The 19718-nt window shown below is 40.1% G+C and carries 11 protein-coding genes, 2 tRNA genes and 3 rRNA genes; 6 read left to right on the top strand and 10 right to left on the bottom strand.

Annotation, left to right across the window (positions count from 1 at the left end):
• Window positions 1-141 precede the first annotated feature (141 nt).
• The 6 genes from ACH3O9_RS04240 (at window position 142) to rrf (ending at window position 8221) form a co-directional block, all read left to right on the top strand.
• A complete protein-coding gene (locus tag ACH3O9_RS04240; protein ID WP_416444715.1) occupies window positions 142-2097 on the top strand; it encodes a putative porin in 1956 nt (651 codons plus the stop codon).
• Between the two features lie 832 nt (window positions 2098-2929).
• A 16S ribosomal RNA gene (locus ACH3O9_RS04235) occupies window positions 2930-4451 on the top strand.
• A 159-nt stretch (window positions 4452-4610) separates the two neighbouring features.
• Window positions 4611-4684, top strand: a tRNA-Ile gene (locus ACH3O9_RS04230).
• Between the two features lie 136 nt (window positions 4685-4820).
• A tRNA-Ala gene (locus ACH3O9_RS04225) sits at window positions 4821-4894 on the top strand.
• A 210-nt stretch (window positions 4895-5104) separates the two neighbouring features.
• A 23S ribosomal RNA gene (locus ACH3O9_RS04220) occupies window positions 5105-7921 on the top strand.
• A gap of 191 nt (window positions 7922-8112) precedes the next feature.
• Window positions 8113-8221: ribosomal RNA gene (gene rrf / locus ACH3O9_RS04215) — 5S ribosomal RNA — on the top strand.
• The 16S, 23S and 5S rRNA genes sit together here with 2 tRNA genes alongside, the layout of an rRNA operon.
• Window positions 8222-8343: 122 nt before the next feature.
• Here rrf and ACH3O9_RS04210 read toward each other — a convergent pair.
• The 10 genes from ACH3O9_RS04210 to ACH3O9_RS04165 all read right to left on the bottom strand — a co-directional run bounded on the left by ACH3O9_RS04210 (window position 8344) and on the right by ACH3O9_RS04165 (window position 19716).
• The gene (locus ACH3O9_RS04210) at window positions 8344-11361 is read right to left on the bottom strand and encodes a DNA polymerase III subunit alpha (RefSeq protein WP_416444712.1); all 3018 of its coding nucleotides are present in this window, start codon (window positions 11359-11361) and stop codon (window positions 8344-8346) included.
• 42 nt (window positions 11362-11403) lie between these two features.
• The gene (gene dinB / locus ACH3O9_RS04205) at window positions 11404-12624 is read right to left on the bottom strand and encodes a DNA polymerase IV (RefSeq protein ID WP_416444710.1); all 1221 of its coding nucleotides are present in this window, start codon (window positions 12622-12624) and stop codon (window positions 11404-11406) included.
• A gap of 163 nt (window positions 12625-12787) precedes the next feature.
• Window positions 12788-13090 (bottom strand): type II toxin-antitoxin system RelE/ParE family toxin, encoded by a 303-nt coding sequence (locus tag ACH3O9_RS04200; RefSeq protein ID WP_416444708.1) that lies wholly within the window; start codon window positions 13088-13090, stop codon window positions 12788-12790.
• On the bottom strand, window positions 13074-13307 hold the full coding sequence (locus tag ACH3O9_RS04195) for a hypothetical protein (RefSeq protein ID WP_416444706.1): 234 nt from the start codon (window positions 13305-13307) through the stop codon (window positions 13074-13076). Before ACH3O9_RS04195 ends, ACH3O9_RS04200 begins: the two co-directional genes overlap by 17 nt.
• A gap of 51 nt (window positions 13308-13358) precedes the next feature.
• Window positions 13359-14195, bottom strand: a complete 837-nt coding sequence (locus tag ACH3O9_RS04190; protein WP_416444704.1) for an EcsC family protein — start codon at window positions 14193-14195, stop codon at window positions 13359-13361.
• A gap of 84 nt (window positions 14196-14279) precedes the next feature.
• Window positions 14280-15764 (bottom strand): malate dehydrogenase (quinone), encoded by a 1485-nt coding sequence (mqo, locus tag ACH3O9_RS04185; protein ID WP_416444702.1) that lies wholly within the window; start codon window positions 15762-15764, stop codon window positions 14280-14282.
• A gap of 173 nt (window positions 15765-15937) precedes the next feature.
• Window positions 15938-16336, bottom strand: a complete 399-nt coding sequence (locus ACH3O9_RS04180) for a hypothetical protein (RefSeq protein WP_416444700.1) — start codon at window positions 16334-16336, stop codon at window positions 15938-15940.
• 82 nt (window positions 16337-16418) lie between these two features.
• Window positions 16419-16856, bottom strand: a complete 438-nt coding sequence (locus tag ACH3O9_RS04175) for a hypothetical protein (RefSeq protein ID WP_416444698.1) — start codon at window positions 16854-16856, stop codon at window positions 16419-16421.
• 119 nt (window positions 16857-16975) lie between these two features.
• Window positions 16976-18364, bottom strand: a complete 1389-nt coding sequence (locus ACH3O9_RS04170; protein WP_416444696.1) for a TolC family protein — start codon at window positions 18362-18364, stop codon at window positions 16976-16978.
• On the bottom strand, window positions 18361-19716 hold the full coding sequence (locus tag ACH3O9_RS04165) for an HlyD family secretion protein (protein WP_416444694.1): 1356 nt from the start codon (window positions 19714-19716) through the stop codon (window positions 18361-18363). Before ACH3O9_RS04165 ends, ACH3O9_RS04170 begins: the two co-directional genes overlap by 4 nt.
• Between the last annotated feature and the right edge of the window lie 2 nt (window positions 19717-19718).

Raw genomic sequence — 19718 nt, 5'->3', positions numbered from 1 at the left:
GTTAGCCTATACGATTTTAATATAGTAAAGCCCGCCAAATTGGTGGGCTTTTTTTATTTCACATATTCTTTCAACCTGAGCCAATATTCTGCCATTCTAGACGTAATTAAAAAACCTATTTTTGCTTTTTAAATACTTTAAATGAAACTTAGATTTTTTGGGACTTTATTTTTTTTAATAGCACTTATCTCACAGACTGCTAATGGACAAACAGGGCGTAGTAATGTACAGGAAATACGTAATACAAATAACAGTGAGCCGGGGGATAAATCTAAAAAGGTTAAAAACGCTCGCCCGCCAGTCACAGATTACAAGATAATTTCAGTTGAGAATGATACAACTGTTGTAGATACTTCGCTTACTATTCAAAAGATGTATAAGTATAACTATTTGCGAAAGGATAATTTCAATTTACTTCCATTTGCAAACACAGGCCAGACTTATAATACGCTTCTCTATAATTTTGATGAAGACGGTACCAAACCGTTATTTGGAGCACGGGCAAGACATTTTAATTATATGGAGGTTGATGATATTTTCTATTATGAAGTCCCCACGCCATTAACAGATTTGTATTATAAGACCGTATTTGAGCAAGGCCAAAATCTGGATGCTTTTTTTACGATGAATACATCAAGACGATTTAATTTCTCAATAGCCTATAAAGGTTTGCGCAGTCTTGGCAAGTATCAGCATATTTTAACAAGCACGGGGAATTTCAGATTTACGTTTAACTATAGAACCAAGAATGATCGCTATCAAATAAAAGCACATTATGTTGCTCAGGATTTATTGAATCAGGAAAATGGTGGTTTAACAGCATCTGCAATTGAGAGTTTTACTTCAGAAGACCCAGAATTTGATGATCGCTCACGTCTTGCTGTAAATTATGAGAATGCCGAAAGTGTTCTAGACGGGCAGCGTTTTTATATAGATCATTTTTACGATTTATTATCTCAAAAGGATAGTTTGGTTAAAAATAGAATTCAGGTAGGGCATGTTCTTACATATAAAGACAAGTTTTTCGAATTTAGACAAACGCAGCCTACCACTCTGTATGGTGAATCTTTCGTAACCACGAATATAAAAGACAGAGTAGATTTTGAAGAATTAAACAATAAGCTCTTTGTTAAATACAGTAATAATATTTTAGGCGAACTCATCTTTCAGGCAAACCATACTAATTATAATTATGGCTATAACTCAGTACTCATACAAGACGACGGTCGTATTCCTAATAAAATACAGGGCGATATTGTAGCTGTTGGGGCAGGTTATAAGAAGAGCTTAGGAGGTTTTCTGCTCAATGCAAATGCCCAGGCTAATATAGTAGGAGATCTTGACGGCTATGATTTACACGCTACAGCATCATATAGTATAAAAGAGAAAGCAAAATTTCTAGGTAGCTTCAGTACCAATTCAAGGGCAGCAAACTATAATCACCTTCTTTATCAAAGCAGCTATAGTAATTATAACTGGTATCATGAGCCAGAATATGCTAATGTAAAAACCACGAGACTCAATTTTAAAATGGAATCTGCAAAATGGTTTAATGCAGAAGTTGCGCTAACTTCTATACAGGACTATGCATACTTTGCTCCAGATGCAGAAACAGCACTTATAAAATCCTTTCAATCTAATGAGCGTATAGATTATCTATCTATAAAGACCGGTAAAGATTTTAAGTTTGGCAAGTTTGGTCTTGATAACACAATTGCATATCAAAATGTGAGTAATGGTCAAAATGTGTTTAACGTTCCAGAATTTATTACACGCAACTCCTTATATTATACAGACCGCTGGTTTCAAAAAGCATTATTTATACAAACAGGAATCAGCTTTAAGTATTTTACTCAATATAATATGAATGGTTACGATCCAGTTCTGGCAGAATTTTATGTGCAGAACGGTCAAAAACTGGGCGGCTTTCCCTTAATAGATCTGTTCTTTAATATGAAAGTAAGACAAACCCGTATTTTCTTTATAGCAGAACATGTGAATTCTACATTCACAGGCAACGACTTTTTTAGCGCTCCAGGCTATCCTTACCGTGATTTTAATTTAAGGTTTGGTCTAGTGTGGAATTTCTTTCTGTAGATATAATATGTCAACATTAAAAATAGTTTTAAAAAAAGCTATTTAGAATATTCCGATTTTCAGCCCCTAGAAGAAGGTTTTGGCCAAGATAGGGTCGATTTTTAAGCCTTGCGGCGAAATAAACCAGAATAACATATAATTAAAATACATAACCTAGAGTATAGTTAAAAGCCGGGTTAAGCCTTCTGATTGCTCAAAAATGGGAGGTGAAATAGGGATGTCAATTTTTTTTCAGACAGTAAGACACTGTAATTCAACACCTGATAATTTATTTTTCAAAAAATCAAAATTAACCCTTGCGCAGAAGCAAAACAGTTATATATTTGCGCTCCGATTCAGTGAAAAACAGGGTCGAAACGTTCTTTAAAACATTGCAGAAAAAAAGATAAAAAAAAGAGTTGCAGTTATAAAAAAAGCTTTTATATTTGCACTCCCAAATCGGCCACTAAAAAAACCGATTTTAGTTCTTACAAATCTTCAAAAATATTCACTAAAAAAAACTTAAAAAAAGTTTTGGTGGTTAAAGAAAAAGAGTTGTATATTTGCAGCCGCTTACAGAGAGAGTAAGTGAAGTTCTAAAACAAGATGAGAGGTTAAGAAAAACGAGTTTAGGATTTGTTTTTAAAATAGGGGTTCAACTCCCTTACATCTAGCAAGAATAGAGTTGGTTAAACAACTTGAAGTTCATTGATTTATTGAATTGACAGCGCGTATTATTTAGAAGTAAATAATACTAGAAATTAAAGACTAGAATGACCATTTTGAGCTCGTAACAGATTTATTTGTTACACCTAAATTTTCCTTGAAGTCGTTGAATAGTATATAAGAAACAACGATGAAGAGTTTGATCCTGGCTCAGGATGAACGCTAGCGGCAGGCCTAACACATGCAAGTCGAACGGTAACAGTTCCTTCGGGAAGCTGACGAGTGGCGCACGGGTGCGTAACGCGTATGCAATCTGCCTTGTACTGGGGTATAGCCCAGGGAAACTTGGATTAATCCCCCATAGTATAGATGAGTGGCATCACTTATTTATTAAAGGTTACGGTACAAGATGAGCATGCGTCCTATTAGCTAGTAGGTGTGGTAACGGCACACCTAGGCTACGATAGGTAGGGGTCCTGAGAGGGAGATCCCCCACACTGGTACTGAGACACGGACCAGACTCCTACGGGAGGCAGCAGTGAGGAATATTGGACAATGGGCGGAAGCCTGATCCAGCCATGCCGCGTGCAGGAAGACGGCCCTATGGGTTGTAAACTGCTTTTATACGGGAAGAATAAGGACTACGTGTAGTCCGATGACGGTACCGTATGAATAAGCACCGGCTAACTCCGTGCCAGCAGCCGCGGTAATACGGAGGGTGCAAGCGTTATCCGGAATCATTGGGTTTAAAGGGTCCGTAGGTGGGCCAATCAGTCAGTGGTGAAAGTCTGCAGCTCAACTGTAGAACTGCCATTGATACTGTTGGCCTTGAATTGTTATGAAGTAGCTAGAATATGTAGTGTAGCGGTGAAATGCATAGATATTACATAGAATACCGATTGCGAAGGCAGGCTACTAATAATTGATTGACACTGATGGACGAAAGCGTGGGGAGCGAACAGGATTAGATACCCTGGTAGTCCACGCCGTAAACGATGGTTACTAGCTGTTGGGCCTAATTAAGGGCTCAGTGGCCAAGCGAAAGTGATAAGTAACCCACCTGGGGAGTACGTTCGCAAGAATGAAACTCAAAGGAATTGACGGGGGCCCGCACAAGCGGTGGAGCATGTGGTTTAATTCGATGATACGCGAGGAACCTTACCAGGGCTTAAATGTAGTCTGACAGATTTGGAAACAGATTTTTCTTCGGACAGATTACAAGGTGCTGCATGGTTGTCGTCAGCTCGTGCCGTGAGGTGTCAGGTTAAGTCCTATAACGAGCGCAACCCCTGTTGTTAGTTGCCAGCGAGTCATGTCGGGAACTCTAACAAGACTGCCAGTGCAAACTGTGAGGAAGGTGGGGATGACGTCAAATCATCACGGCCCTTACGTCCTGGGCCACACACGTGCTACAATGGCCGGTACAGAGAGCAGCCACTTCGTAAGGAGGAGCGAATCTATAAAACCGGTCACAGTTCGGATCGGGGTCTGCAACTCGACCCCGTGAAGCTGGAATCGCTAGTAATCGCATATCAGCCATGATGCGGTGAATACGTTCCCGGGCCTTGTACACACCGCCCGTCAAGCCATGGAAGCTGGGGGTACCTGAAGTCCGTCACCGTAAGGAGCGGCCTAGGGTAAGACCGGTAACTGGGGCTAAGTCGTAACAAGGTAGCCGTACCGGAAGGTGCGGCTGGAACACCTCCTTTCTAGAGCTTTTCTCAAGTAATTGAGATAAAGACGCGACTTTAAGGAAAGACATAGGGTTTAAAAGGACATTTTGGTCTTTATAGCTGTTAATTCAAGATATTTTGTTAGAGATACGGCCTTCTTTATAATGAAGAAGGTCATACTCTCTGATAAAGGACAGTCTCATAGCTCAGCTGGTTAGAGCGCTACACTGATAATGTAGAGGTCGGCAGTTCGAGTCTGCCTGAGACTACTTTGTGCCTGAGGTGCAGATAAGTTAAAGGTAAAAACTAGAGACTTAAAGTTCATTGATTGAAAATTTGAAGGAAATTTTAGAAGTTGAGAATTCTAAATTCTAAATTCTGAATTCTAAATTCTGAATTTATAATGGGGGATTAGCTCAGCTGGCTAGAGCGCCTGCCTTGCACGCAGGAGGTCATCGGTTCGACTCCGATATTCTCCACATACGCTTGTCGAGATATAGATAAACTTAAGGTTTATGGGATATTAGCAAAGACAAGCCTTTTAATAAGGAGACTTATTGAAAAAAGTTCATTGACATATTGGGAAATAATAAGAATACGAGAGAATATAAGAGCGTATTTAGGTAGCAATACTTAAATACACCAAATAGATAGAACTCATTAGAATAAGATTAAAGAGCAAAAAGTACAATAAGCTAAATAAGGGCGTATGGGGAATGCCTAGGCTCTCAGAGGCGATGAAGGACGTGATAAGCTGCGAAAAGCTGCGGGGATTGGCACATACAAATTGATCCGCAGATATCCGAATGGGGCAACCCAGTACATTGAAGATGTATTATCCGCAAGGAGGCGAACCCGGGGAACTGAAACATCTAAGTACCCGGAGGAAGAGAAAACAATAGTGATTCCGATAGTAGCGGCGAGCGAACTCGGATTAGCCCAAACCGATACTGTTACGGCAGTATCGGGGTTGTAGGACCACGACATTTGATGCGCAATGAATTAGAATTGGTTGGAAAGCCAAACCATAGACGGTGATAGTCCGGTATAAGTAAAGAACGTTATCGATAGTGGTATCCTGAGTAGTGCGGGGCACGTGAAACCCTGTATGAATCTGGCGGGACCATCCGCCAAGGCTAAATACTCCTGAGAGACCGATAGTGAACCAGTACCGTGAGGGAAAGGTGAAAAGAACCCTGAACAAGGGAGTGAAATAGATCCTGAAACCATACGCCTACAAGCGGTCGGAGCAGACTTGTTCTGTGACGGCGTGCCTTTTGCATAATGAGCCTACGAGTTACTTTATCTAGCAAGGTTAAGCACTTCAGGTGCGGATCCGTAGCGAAAGCGAGTCTGAATAGGGCGTTTAGTTAGGTTGAGTAGACGCGAAACCGTGTGATCTACCCTTGGGCAGGTTGAAGCTGTGGTAACACATAGTGGAGGACCGAACCCGTTGACGTTGAAAAGTCTTGGGATGACCTGAGGGTAGGGGTGAAAGGCCAATCAAACTCGGAAATAGCTCGTACTCCCCGAAATGCATTTAGGTGCAGCGTGCATATAGTTTTATAGAGGTAGAGCTACTGATTGGATGCGGGGGCTTCACCGCCTACCAATTCCTGACAAACTCCGAATGCTATAAAATGTTTATGTGCAGTGAGGGCATGGGTGCTAAGGTCCATGTCCGAGAGGGAAAGAACCCAGACCATCAGCTAAGGTCCCCAAATGTATGTTAAGTTGAAAAAACGCGGTTGGACTGCCCAGACAGCTAGGATGTTGGCTTGGAAGCAGCCATTCATTTAAAGAGTGCGTAACAGCTCACTAGTCGAGCGGTCCGGCATGGATAATAATCGGGCATAAACATACTACCGAAGCTATGGCATCGAAAGATGGGTAGGGGAGCATTGTAACAAAGTTGAAGGTGTACTGCGAGGTATGCTGGATTGGTTACAAAAGAAAATGTAGGCATAAGTAACGATAATGCGGGCGAGAAACCCGCACACCGAAAGACCAAGGTTTCCCCAGCCATGCTAATCAGCTGGGGGTCAGTCGGGACCTAACGCGAACCCGAAAGGGGTAGTGGATGGACAACAGATTAATATTTCTGTACCTGCTCACGTTAAAAGTGACGGAGGTATAAAGCTGGTGCGTGCTGACGGAATAGCACGTTGAACCTACCGTAAGGTAGGGATAGTACACTACGGCCACGGCCACGGTGATAATCCAGTGGAGTACCTTCCAAGAAAAGCGAGTGAAGCAGCCCGTACCGTAAACCGACACAGGTAGTTGGGATGAGAATTCTAAGGTGCTCGAGAGATTCATGGCTAAGGAACTAGGCAAAATCGACCCGTAACTTCGGGAGAAGGGTCGCCCCACTCCGGTGGGGCCGCAGTGAAGAGGTCCAGGCGACTGTTTATCAAAAACACAGGGCTCTGCTAAATCGAAAGATGATGTATAGGGCCTGACACCTGCCCGGTGCCGGAAGGTTAAGAGGAGATGTTAGCTTCGGCAAAGCATTGAATTGAAGCCCCGGTAAACGGCGGCCGTAACTATAACGGTCCTAAGGTAGCGAAATTCCTTGTCGGGTAAGTTCCGACCTGCACGAATGGTGCAACGATCTGGACACTGTCTCGGCCATGAGCTCGGTGAAATTGTAGTATCGGTGAAGATGCCGATTACCCGCTATGGGACGAAAAGACCCCGTGAACCTTTACTATAGCTTAGTATTGACTTTGGACAAGTGATGTGTAGGATAGGTGGGAGACTTTGAAGCTGCGTCGCCAGGCGTGGTGGAGTCATTGTTGAAATACCACCCTTTACTTGTTTGAAGCCTAACTTCCATTGGAAGGACAGTGCTTGGTGGGTAGTTTGACTGGGGTGGTCGCCTCCAAAAGAGTAACGGAGGCTTCTAAAGGTTCCCTCAACACGGTTGGCAATCGTGTGTAGCGTGCAATGGCATAAGGGAGCTTGACTGAGAGACATACAGGTCGATCAGGTACGAAAGTAGAGCATAGTGATCCGGTGGTTCCGCATGGAAGGGCCATCGCTCAAAGGATAAAAGGTACTCCGGGGATAACAGGCTGATCTCCCCCAAGAGCTCACATCGACGGGGGGGTTTGGCACCTCGATGTCGGCTCGTCACATCCTGGGGCTGGAGAAGGTCCCAAGGGTTGGGCTGTTCGCCCATTAAAGTGGCACGCGAGCTGGGTTCAGAACGTCGTGAGACAGTTCGGTCTCTATCTATAGTGGGCGCTAGAAATTTGAGTGGATTTGACCCTAGTACGAGAGGACCGGGTTGAACTGACCGCTGGTGTACCAGTTGTTCCGCCAGGAGCACTGCTGGGTAGCTATGTCGGGAAGGGATAAGCGCTGAAAGCATATAAGCGCGAAACCCACCACAAGATGAGATTTCTTTAAAGGGCCGTGGGAGACGACCACGTTGATAGGCTACAGGTGTAAAGGCAGTAATGTCATAGCCGAGTAGTACTAATAACCCGTAAGCTTATGTACAATCGTCCTCCCCACTTCTTGTAAGTGGGGGGTGACACTCTTTACTTTTCAAAGTGAACTATCACTTCTTGATATTCCTTATTATTGCCCAGTATGTTAACTTATTAGCCCCACCTGTCCTCCCCAAAAGGGAGGGATTAAAAATAGGTAGCGCTATCTTCTCAAAGAGAAGATAGAAAGGGGAAAGATTTAAGGTGGTTATAGCGACGGGGCTCACCTCTTACCATTCCGAACAGAGTAGTTAAGCCCGTTTGCGCCGATGGTACTGCATCTCGTGGGAGAGTAGGTCGCCGCCTTGTTTTAAAATCCTCATCATTCAATTGATGGGGATTTTTTTTTGCGCTATACCCAACTACATTACAGAACACCATGCTTCAAAATCTGCCCAAAACGAGCTGAAATCGACCAGAATTGACTAAAATCAGCGTAATAAAATCAATGGATTTGGCTCTTTCTCTTCCTTTCGGTTATAAGTTGCATCAAAGCGTGGGTCTGCCACATAAGGCATGCGCTCTAATTTTATCACCTCTACAGTTAGAAAATCAAATTCTTCAACTACTCTTCCCGTGATTCTATAAATTCCTTTTCCCTGAAATGGATATTTTTTTGCCACAGGGGGAAAATGTACAGTATCCAGCCATTTTCCTTCCTGGTCCAGAAACGTACCAAAGAACATGCGATCACCTTTTGATGTACGTGTATTTTTAGCGGTTACCAAATAACCATAGATAACCACAATTTCATTTAAATATTGATAAAGTTGACTATTGACTAACTGCGTTTCTGGTAGACTTTCTAATAAAATAAATGGATCGTAAAGTGGAAAGCCTAAAAGTTCCAATTGGTCAAAAGCATTTTCTAGCTTTGTGATTTCAAACTTAGGTAGCGTAAAATCTTTCATCAATACCCTAAAAAATGACTGCTGAGCTTCATTTTCAGGAATAGTATTTTCCTTATAGTAAGCTTCCCATAATAAAGTGCGCTTGTCTTTCCCTAAACTTCTAAAAGCGTTGATACGAATTAATATATCAAGTTGCTCAATACTTAACGGAACTCGTTCTATAAAATCATTTAACGAAAGGAAAAAACCGTGAACTCGAGCATTGATTATTTTAATTATAGATTTTTTTTCGAGGCCCTCCAGATGTTGAAAGCCTAAATAGATCGTTTTGCTTTGTATTGTAGTTTGTATATCGCTCTGATTTATACATGGGGGTTGTATCGTTGCGCCTTCCATTTTGGCTTCATGCACATAAGTTTCTACATTGTAAAAACCACCACCGTTATTGATAGTGGCTACCATATACTCAAGTGGAAAGTAACATTTAAGATATAAACTCTGGTAACTCTCTACCGCATATGAAGCGGAGTGACCTTTCGCGAAAGCGTAACCCGCAAAGCTTTCTATCTGCCGCCACACGTCCTCAATCGTTTCCTCAGTCTCTCCTTTTGCACGACAGTTATTTTTGAATTTTTCTTTAACCAATTGAAATTCTTCACGTGATCTAAATTTACCACTCATACCGCGGCGCAGCACATCTGCTTCTCCCAGGTCTAAATTTGCAAAATGATGGGCTACTTTAATAACATCTTCCTGATATACCATAATGCCATAGGTGTCTGGCATAATATCCCAAAGTATGGGATGCGCTTCTTTACGTCGCTCTACACTTTTATGACGCAAAATATATTCTCTCATCATTCCGCTTTTTGCTACTCCGGGGCGTATAATGGAGCTGGCAGCAACTAAAGTGAGATAATCATTAACGCCCAGCTTTCGCAACAGCATACGCATAGCGGGAGATTCTACATAAAAACAGCCGATGCATTCTGCGCGGGCGATCATCGCATTGATTTTGGGATTTTCAAAAAGTGGTTTTGCATTATGAATATCCAGTAATTTAGCTTCTGGATTATTTTCTTTAATGATTGCGATCGCATCTTTTATTTTTCCTAAACCGCGCTGGCCCAGAATATCAAATTTGAATAATCCTACATCTTCTGCAATGTGCATGTCAAATTGTACGGTGGGGAAATCTTTAGGCGGTAAATGTGTAGCTGAAAAATAATGAATGGGTCTATCTGAAATTAATATTCCGCCGGCGTGAATGCTTAAATAATTAGGCCTGTCTTTAAAAAGCAATGCATATTTAAGCACAAGTTTTGAAAGATTGTCAAGTTCTGAAAATACATATTTACCCTCGCTCAGTTTGTCTATCTCATGTTTAGGAAGACCAAAAACCTTCGCCAGTTCGCGTACCGCACCGCTATGTTTAAACGTCACATAAGATCCCAACAAGGCAGCTTGCCCGTTTTTTCCAAAAGTTTCAAAAATAAATCGGGTAATATCTTCACGATCCCAGGTAGAAAAATCAATGTCAAAATCTGGTGGATTTGCCCTAAATTCGTTCATAAACCGCTCAAAATAGAGATCGAGTTCTATAGGGTCTACATCTGTAATGCGCAGCAAATAAGCTACAATACTGTTTGCACCACTGCCGCGACCTACATAAAAGTAGCCCTGACTGCGGGCATATTCTATAATTTTCCAGTTAATGATAAAGAAAGAAACAAAATTCTGACTCTTGATGAGTTTAAGTTCTTTAGCCAGACGTTGCTCAATTTGTGAGGTGATCTCGTCGTAGCGTTCGGGAAGACCTTTTTGACAAAGATCAACCAGCTTTTGATAATCCAGATCTTCTGTGCCGTAAACGGTTTTAAGATTTTGAGGCTTTCGGTCTTTTGAAAAATCGAACGAAATACTACAAAAATCGAGTAAATTGAGGGTGTTTTCCAGAATATGTGGAAACTCAGAAAATGCTTCTTCTAATTGAGTTATAGAAAGCATTTGCTCCTCAAAACCTGCCTGCTCTTCTTTTGGCAATTTACTAAGCAACATATTATTATCAATAGCCCGTAATAGCCTATGAATATTATGATCTCTTTTGCCGTTGAAACTCACAGTGTGTAAAACCACGAGTTTGTCACGATAACCGCTGTAGCGCGAAAAAGGAAGTTTTCTTAAATCTTTTAGTCCGATACCTATAAATTCGTTTTCCGAAAATTTGGTTTTATCAAGTTCAAGAACCTTTTCAAAAGAATAAATAACTACTGCATTTTTAAAAACGGGAGCATGATCAGGAAAGGATTTTTTATTGTGTAAATGCTGTGAGAGAAAATTATTGATTTCCAGAAAACCCTCATTATTTCGCGCTAGCGTGACATAGCATTGCTGTATTCCGTTTCTAAAATCTACTCCTAAAACCGGATTTATGCCTAATTCTTTCGCTTTTCGCACAAAAGTGAGACAGGCTGAAGTATTATTAATATCTGTAAGCGCTAGTTTTTGAATACCATTTTTTATAGCAAGCTCAAGCAGCTGCGTTTCAGAAAGGGTACCGTAGCGTAAGCTGAAATATGAATGACAATTGATATACATTTCCCTATCCCTACCCTCTCCCAGAGGGAGAGGGGATTAGTTTTATTGATGTCTGTGTGCTAAAACTATAGGCGGCTGGCCGTTAAATGGATTTCCCTGATCGCCAATTGTGCGTGCGCCTTCACCCATTGTGCCTGCTCGCATAATGCTGCGATCGCCGTAGCGGCAGCGTATATTGTCCATCGCTTTGTACAGGTTTACCGTGCGGTTTGTGTTTTCAAAAAGATCAATTTGATAATGACCTTCTGTGAGTCCGCTGTAGCGCACGCCCACAAGACGAATTAATAATCTACGATTGTAAAGTTTTTCAAAAAGCTCCATCACTTTAGGAATCAGGTTATGATCTGCAGAAGTATACGGAATCTTTAATTGCTTAGAATAGGTCTGAAAATCTGAATAGCGCACTTTCACCGTAATGCAGGAAGTAAGTTTATTACCCCGCCGCAGTTGAAAAGCTAAGTTTTCTGCCATCGCATTGATAGTGGTTTTTAATTTCTGAATATCTGTTGTATCCTGTCCATATGTACGCTCGCTTGAGATAGATTTACGCTCGTGATATTCTATTATAGGCGATTGATCAATACCGTTCGCCCGCTCCCAGATAACGCGGCCATTTTTGCCAAAAACAGACATCATCATCTCGACTGGCATTTGCTGTACAACGCTTACTTTTTTTACTCCCAGATTGCAAAATGTGCGAAAGGTTTTCTCGCCCACCATGGGGATTTTTTTAATGGAAAGCGGAGCCAGAAATACCTTTTCATACCCTTCATCTACTTTATATTGATTGTTGGGTTTGGCCTCGTTTGTAGCAACTTTTGATACGGTTTTATTAATCGAAAGTCCAAAAGAAATAGGCAAACCGGTTTGATTAATTACCTTTCGGCGTAATTCTGAAGCAAATTTATAGCACCCAAAAAAGCGATCCATGCCGGTTAGATCTGCATAAAACTCATCTACACTTGATTTCTCAAGCACAGGAACTTCCTGCTGCAGGATTTCGGTTACCATTTTTGAAAACTTGGTATATGTACTTGCGTTACCGCGAATGTAAACTGCCTGTGGACAAAGTTGACGTGCCATTTTCATAGGCATTCCTGAATGCACACCAAATTTTCTACACTCATAACTAGCCGCGCTTACCACTCCGCGATCACCCGTACCGCCCACAATTACCGGTTTATTATTAAGGGTACTATCAGCTATTCTTTCGCAGGATACAAAAAAAGTATCAAGATCAAGATGTAAAATATGTCTATTCATATAATTTGGAATTATTACAAAATTATGGAAATATTCCTAATTATAGAGATGAGCAATTGATTTTAAAAAGTTAAAAATATAAGCAGTTGAACTTTTCAATAATTTTAAGGAAAGACTTTTTAAATAAAGTGGCAGCAGCTAAGAATAAATAAAAATAAAGGAATTAAATTTTTTTACTATCAGGATCTTTTTGGTTTGAAAACAAGGAAAGAATCTCTATGGTATTTTCGTTTATTCTGTAATAAAGATTATTGTGTTTTTCTACAACAGCTTTATGGATTTCTTTTTTTTCAAAGGAAGAAGGAAAGATATTAGGATTTCTAGAAATTAATTCGATCGTGTGATCCAATTTTACTACAAAATTTTTTAGTTCTCGATCTGTCCAGTTTTGTTCTAAATATTCAATAGTTTCTTTTAATTCAGAAAGTGCATGGTTTGTCCACAAGACTTTATAACCACTTTTCATAAATTTTCTTAGCATTAGAATGAGAAGTCAGTTTTCCATCATTGGCATCTTGAATTCCTTTTTCTATCGAATTTTTTTCAGAAGTAGAAATTTCATTATACCAATCCTTTTTTTCTTGCTGTCTCAATTCCATTAATTGATCAATTAAGGACTCATCACTCAGAGTAGAAAGCCATTGTATTAATTCAATTTTTTTGTCTTGCAGATTTATATCCATATCCTAAATTTACAATTTTTCTTCTGTTCTTATTATTTGTAAACAAAAATCCTATCCTACCAATACCTGATTATATACATCCTGAATCAATTCTCGGTTGTATTTACGTTCAAGTCGGCGGAGGGTAAAATGAGCAGTTGCCATTTTTTGAAAATGTGTAATGAAGATCACATTTATAGAAGCACCTGCCGCAGCACCTATAACTGGTACCGCCTGCGCTACAAATTTTTCGCTTACTTGCACTGTATAACGGGCAGCTACCTGATTGATCAATCTGGCAATAGGCGCTGCGGTTTGGGAAGCCAAAGCTTCAATGAGTTTTGTGGTTCCGTTTTCTGCAAGGTATGTTCCTGCCTGGTTCATTGCAGTTTGTAAAGCGGCTCGGGTAGCATAATAGCTGGTGTCTAATTCGTCGTCATCTTTAGAAGTTCCGCCCAGAGCGAAAACCTGTAAACACGAGAGCTGTGTCTCGATATCATGAACATCTTCACCCTGACTGCGAGCGATATCCATAATAGAGCGCATCATAAATTTTGTAGAAAGAATAAGATCTGTTGTAAAACCTGCTGCGCCAAAAAAACCACCTGCAGCGCCAGATATTCCCGTAACCATTTTATAGGTGATATTAGACGATTTTGTGCCTGTTTTACCCGATTTCATAGTCTGCAGATTAGCTTTTACAGCCAGTTGCAATGCTTTCTGAATACCCAAATGTATTTTGTCTTGATATTTTTCAGGGATAAGCATCATACCGGCATCAATAGGAGTACCTATTGTATTAAACGCTTTCATAAGAAAGGAAACCTGATCAAGATCTTGTTTTGATTTTTTGATCAATATTTCGTCTTCCGGAGCGATTTTTTGTATTTGTGGGAGGTTTTTATTCATGTTAAATTAAACGTTCTATAGATGCAGGTATTTTTGGTTAAAGCTAATAATAAGAAATATTTAGCATTTATAATCTGATTAGTCTCATAGTTCTAAAGCCTCTTCAGATTTGTGCAATGTTTCTTTAAATAATTGCTCATTTAGGTCAGTTTTCCAAAAGGGAATCATCTCTTTTAATTTACTTTTTCCTTCTTCAGAATTGATAATTTCAGGGAAAGCTTTTTCTAATACGTCGAGCATTATTTTGACTGCAGTCGAAGCACCGGGCGATGCGCCCATGAGACAGGTGATGCTTCCGTCTTTACTACTTACAACCTGAGTGCCAAATTCTAGTTTTCCGCCTTCATATTCATCACGTTTTATGGTTTGCACGCGTTGCCCCGCGACCAGAATTTCCCAATCTTCACTTTTAGCATCTTTCACAAAAGTGCGTAGTGCTTCCATTCTGTCTTCAAAAGACATCGCGACTTGCTGAATTAAATATTTGGTTAGTGGTAAATTATGCCAAAATGCGCCCAGCATCGAGGGAATATTATCAAATTTAATCGATTTGAAAAGATCGAGTTTTGATCCTTCTTTTAAAAACTTCGGACTAAAACCTGCGAAAGGGCCAAAAAGTAATTCCCTCTTTCCATTTATATAGCGCGTATCAAGATGAGGAACCGACATAGGCGGATCGCCCAGACCGGCTTTGCTATAAACTTTTGCATGATGCTCATTTATGATATCTTCATTTTTACAAACCAGCCATTCACCACTTACCGGGAAACCACCGTAACCATCTTTTTCATCAATTTCTACTTTTTGCAGCAACAGCAAACTACCGCCGCCTGCGCCTATAAAAACGTGTTGAGCATCAAAATGCTGATGCTCGCCTGTCTTTGTATTTTTTGCTTCTACGCACCATTCTATATCTGGATCAGGATCAATGTCAAGCACTTCTTCATTGCAATGAACAGGTGTATTGTATTCGGTTTTTAGAATGTTAAAAAGTTCGCGCGTCAGGTTACCAAAATTCACTTCTGTACCGCGGTCTATACGAGAAGCTGCCATGATCTCGTCTGCCTCGCGCTCATGCATCATAAGCGGAAACCATTTTTTCATCATCTCAATATCCCGGGTAAACTCAATAGAATCAAACATAAAATGTTCTTTCATTGTGTGGTATCGTTTCTCAAGATATTCGGCATTATCTTCACCGGTCACCCAGCTGTGATGTGGGATGGAAGTTATAAAAGAATGTGGATCTGAAATCAGGTTTTTTTGTACTAAAAATGACCAAAACTGCTTAGAAATCTCAAACTGCGTACAGATTTCTATCGCCTTTTTTATATTGATACTTCCGTCTTCCTCTTCCGGAGTGTAGTTGAGTTCGCATAAAGCAGAATGTCCGGTTCCTGCATTATTCCACGCGGCAGAACTTTCCTGAGCTACTTCTTCCAGACGTTCAAGAATTAGAATGTTAAGATCAGGCTTTAATATTTTAGCAAGTAAAGCAAGTGTTGCACTCATGATCCCGGCGCCCACGCAGATTAGATCATATTCTTTATTGACTATTATTTTACGCATAACAAAGCTTTTATGAAAGATAAGCATTCATTTTGCGATGAGCTTGTATGGCCTTTTGGTTTAAATATTTATTAACGAAGAGTAGAGGATAATAGCTAGAATTTCAAAAAGGTTTAATCGAAAAATTAGGTGAGCAGGAGGAAATAATAATTGCTAGAAGTAAATCTCTACATTTAAGACAACCAGATCTTCATCTCTTCAAAAAGCTCTGTGTTTGCGGAAGTCATCCCGTTAAATTCTGAAACTACATATAAATCTGTCTCTTCATTTTCTGTATTAAGCCTAACGCGGATGGGAGCAAATGATAAGTTGCCTTTTACTTGTAATCTGCTAAAGGTATTGTCGTAACCGTGATAAAGCTGAGTGATGTCTCGTTTATTGATCTCAAACTCACTGTGATCTTTGGTAAACATATCATAACCTTTAAACCTGAAACCGCTGGGGGTGAATGTAAGTGCGCCTTTGTATCTAAATGGTGGCGGCCCAAGCATAATATGAGACATAATCCAGTCTACCCAGTTACGGTGTTTAAAATCTTCTTTAAAAATCAAATATGTATTTTCAACTGTCATGCTACCTTTTATAGAAAACTATATTAAAGGTACTTCATTTTTGAAGTAATAGTAGAATGACAGCACAAATCTTGTTATACAACTATTCTACACGCTCATATGTAAGGCCGGGGCCGTCGCAGGCATTCCAGGTATTAGACATTTGAGGGTTAGAAAAATGAAGGTATTCCTTATTCTCTTGGGAAGAACAACTCCCTATTAGCTCATATCCGGTTTTATAAGAAAGGATTAAGTAATTACCATCAGATAAGGTTTGGGTTTTATAAGTTCCGGTAGCTTCTTTAATGCTACCATTTTGTTCTCTTGATTTAAGAAAAGTGCCATTAGTATAAAAAAGGTAGTATTCCTGCCAAAACATATCATCACCTGTAGCAGGAGGCACATTAGCAACAGAGCCTGACATTGATATAAGCTCCCACTTTTGTGTAGTCCCTGCTCTAAAATCTGCATCTGTGTCATCTTTAACAGAGCAGGAATATAGGGAAAGTGTGGAAAGTAAGACTAATATAAAGCTTCTCATGGTCAGGTTGATTTATTAATAGATGTAAAATCCCTGCAAAAGTTGCGTTTAAATATAGTTTTATAGCAAAAAATCGGTATAAAACCTTTAAAAATCGGCTTTTTAGCCCTCTTTTTTAGCTAAAATCTGGTAGTTAATTTTAAGAACTGGGCCAGACTTTTTATATATTTTCCCTGGAGGCTTATTTCTTTTAGCCGTGCTGTGATTAAATAATTTTCCCTGCTATTGACTAAAAACAGCGAACTGTCGCCCAGCTCAAATTTACGGCGTTCTGCATCTACAAGTGAAGAATAATCATTTACCAGGATATTCATTTTTTCGCTTTGAGCGCGATAAGAAACAATCTCATTTTCAAGACTTGTTAACTTATTCTGTATTTCCTGGTGAGCATTGATAAGTTCAAGTTGGTAATTTTTCAGTTTCACTTTTGCGAGTTGCAGATCGCCGCGTTCTTTGCGTAAAAACAAAGGCACATTCACATTAAAGCCAAATTTGTAATTATCTGTGTTTAAGCTGTTAAATTCTTCCGGCTGTTCTGTAAGAAAGTTATAGCTTAAATTGAGATCGGGAAGCAGTTTATTTGCGCGCAGGCGTTTCTCTACTTGCATTATCTCGACATCATATTGTAAAGAACGTATTTTGGGATTTTCTGTGATTAACTGTTCTGCAAGAAATTGATCATCAAACCAAAGATCGTCAACTTCATCGGGAAGATCTTCGTTAGGGCGTACTTGTTGCGTAATCTCTAAAGGGATATTGTCTTCTGCCCATAGATAATTAGAGAGTTTAAGAGAGGCTTTAAGATAATCAAGACGTGCCTGCTCTAATTGCAAAGTGCGATTTTGTTTATTTATACCGGCTTCAAGCGTATCTACCGCAGGTTTATCGCCAGCCTTAAATTGACTTTTAACTGAGCGTAGCGTGAATTCTGAATTAGCCACAAAATTTTGATATAATTGCAGTTCCTGATAGGCGGCAAACCACTCAAAATAAGTGGCTGAAGCGTTGTAAAGCACTTCTGCTGCTTGTAAATCACGCTTTAACTGTGTTTGTTCTCTATAGATTTTTGCTTGTCTCAGGGTTGCCATGCGCTCACTCATAAAGATGCCGTTAGTAACATCAAGAGTCACACCGGCAGAGTAGAGACCGTTCTCAGGCACTATATTTTCAGGGTTTAGATAATATCCTGAATTCTTTTCATATTTCGCGTTAAGCTCAAGACCGTAATACGTGGGAATCTTAAATGCAGCACCAAACAGGTTGTAATATTCTGTTGATTTATAGTTTTTCTCTGAAAGATTTGCTTCTACTTTTGGGTCAAAGCTTCCACGGGCTTTCATAAGTTTAAAACTACCTTCATCAACAACTAATTCTGCCTGTTTAACCAGCGGGTGGTATTTTTTAACAATAGACAGGTACTCTTTAAAATCGAGCTGAAGAGTGTCTGTTTTTTGAGCTACTACTAATTGCACCAGAAGTAGCGCCGTAAATAGAATTATTCTTCTCATTTACCTGCTGCTTTAGTGTTTTGTGCATTTTGAGGTGTGTAATAATTGGGCGGAAACCCATTAAGCTGTCGCCAAAGTTCATACCAGATAGGCACATCTTCAAGCAGTGCCAGGGTAGTGGCGCCAGACCCAATCTTAATTTCTTGTGGCCAGGGATATTCTTCTTCATCGGGAGCTAGCAAGACACGATACTTGCCATTTGTACTGATAAAATTTTCAATCGCGACGATTCTGGCGCCATACGTTCCAAAAGAGCTATTGGGCCACCCACTAAAAACAATAGCCGGCCAGCCTTCAAAACGCACGCGTACTTTTTCACCTCTGTGTAACAAAGGCATATCAATAGGGTCGACATAGGTTTCTACTGCTATATCATACTCTGATGGCATAATACCCACAAGTGGCTCACCTTCTTTAAAACTTTCGCCCACTCCGCCTTTAATTGCTTTATTAATATAACCAGATTGCGGTGCGCGTATGTAATACATGCCACGACGCATATCATAGTTTGTATAAGCTGTTTCCAGTTTGCTAATATCTGCCTGGGTTTGATAAAAAGAAGTTTCAGCAGTAGATCTATCGCTCTGGGCTTTTGATATTTTTTCACCATATTCAGCGTCTAATCTGTTAAGCTCGATCTCTGCATTGATAATCTCATTTCTGGCAGCAAGCAGTTTATTTTCCTGAGCGATCTTTTTTGCCTGGGCTTCCTGTAGCTTTAAGCGATAATTCTCAAGGTCTGTCATTGATTTTAGACCTTCATCATTTAAGGTCTTGTTTCTATTGAACTGTATTTCTGCTATCTCCAGATTTGTCTTTGCGGCTTGCAGGTCTATACTGTCACTTTTAAATTTAAGTCTGCTTTGTTGCAGCTTATTCTGTGCCTGGTCTATTTTAAGCCGTTTCTCCTGCTGTAAGGAGCCTATCTGATTTCCTAAAAATTGTATTTTTTGCTCATAAGATTGCTGCGAACTTTCTTTTACGCGTATCTGGTCACCGGTGCGATCTACCAGTTGAGGATCAAAATATTCATTCTTTATTTCAGAAATGTGCAGAATAGTGTCTCCTTTTTTTACAAAATCTCCTTCGCTTATATACCACTGCTCAATACGGCCGGGTATAGGCGATTGTATCGTCTGCGGTCTTTGATCTGGTGTGAGCGTGGTGACATAGCCCTGTCCTGCAACCGTTTGCGTCCATGGCAGGAAAAGAATAATAATTAATATGATCCCAAAAGCAACGAGAAACCTATTAAAATATTTCTGGTTACGCTCAGCAAATACCTTTTTACCAGACTTGTAGTGCATCAGGTCTACACGCTCTTTTATCCTGTTTTTAGTGATATTCAGCATGG

Origin of the sequence: Leeuwenhoekiella sp. A16, from assembly GCF_047946675.1 — a bacterium.
Lineage (GTDB): Bacteria > Bacteroidota > Bacteroidia > Flavobacteriales > Flavobacteriaceae > Leeuwenhoekiella.
The sequence above is the reverse complement of the archived record's forward strand: the minus strand, read 5'-3'. Positions and strand labels throughout refer to the sequence as shown.

Excerpts from the sequence above, each read along its gene's own strand:
- ACH3O9_RS04240 (WP_416444715.1), top strand. The coding sequence starts at position 142 with ATGAAACTTAGATTTTTTGGGACTTTATTTTTTTTAATAGCACTTATC.
- ACH3O9_RS04210 (WP_416444712.1), bottom strand. The coding sequence starts at position 11,361 with ATGTATATCAATTGTCATTCATATTTCAGCTTACGCTACGGTACCCTT.
- dinB (WP_416444710.1), bottom strand. The coding sequence starts at position 12,624 with ATGAATAGACATATTTTACATCTTGATCTTGATACTTTTTTTGTATCC.
- ACH3O9_RS04200 (WP_416444708.1), bottom strand. The coding sequence starts at position 13,090 with ATGAAAAGTGGTTATAAAGTCTTGTGGACAAACCATGCACTTTCTGAA.
- ACH3O9_RS04195 (WP_416444706.1), bottom strand. The coding sequence starts at position 13,307 with ATGGATATAAATCTGCAAGACAAAAAAATTGAATTAATACAATGGCTT.
- ACH3O9_RS04190 (WP_416444704.1), bottom strand. The coding sequence starts at position 14,195 with ATGAATAAAAACCTCCCACAAATACAAAAAATCGCTCCGGAAGACGAA.
- mqo (WP_416444702.1), bottom strand. The coding sequence starts at position 15,764 with ATGCGTAAAATAATAGTCAATAAAGAATATGATCTAATCTGCGTGGGC.
- ACH3O9_RS04180 (WP_416444700.1), bottom strand. The coding sequence starts at position 16,336 with ATGACAGTTGAAAATACATATTTGATTTTTAAAGAAGATTTTAAACAC.
- ACH3O9_RS04175 (WP_416444698.1), bottom strand. The coding sequence starts at position 16,856 with ATGAGAAGCTTTATATTAGTCTTACTTTCCACACTTTCCCTATATTCC.
- ACH3O9_RS04170 (WP_416444696.1), bottom strand. The coding sequence starts at position 18,364 with ATGAGAAGAATAATTCTATTTACGGCGCTACTTCTGGTGCAATTAGTA.
- ACH3O9_RS04165 (WP_416444694.1), bottom strand. The coding sequence starts at position 19,716 with ATGCTGAATATCACTAAAAACAGGATAAAAGAGCGTGTAGACCTGATG.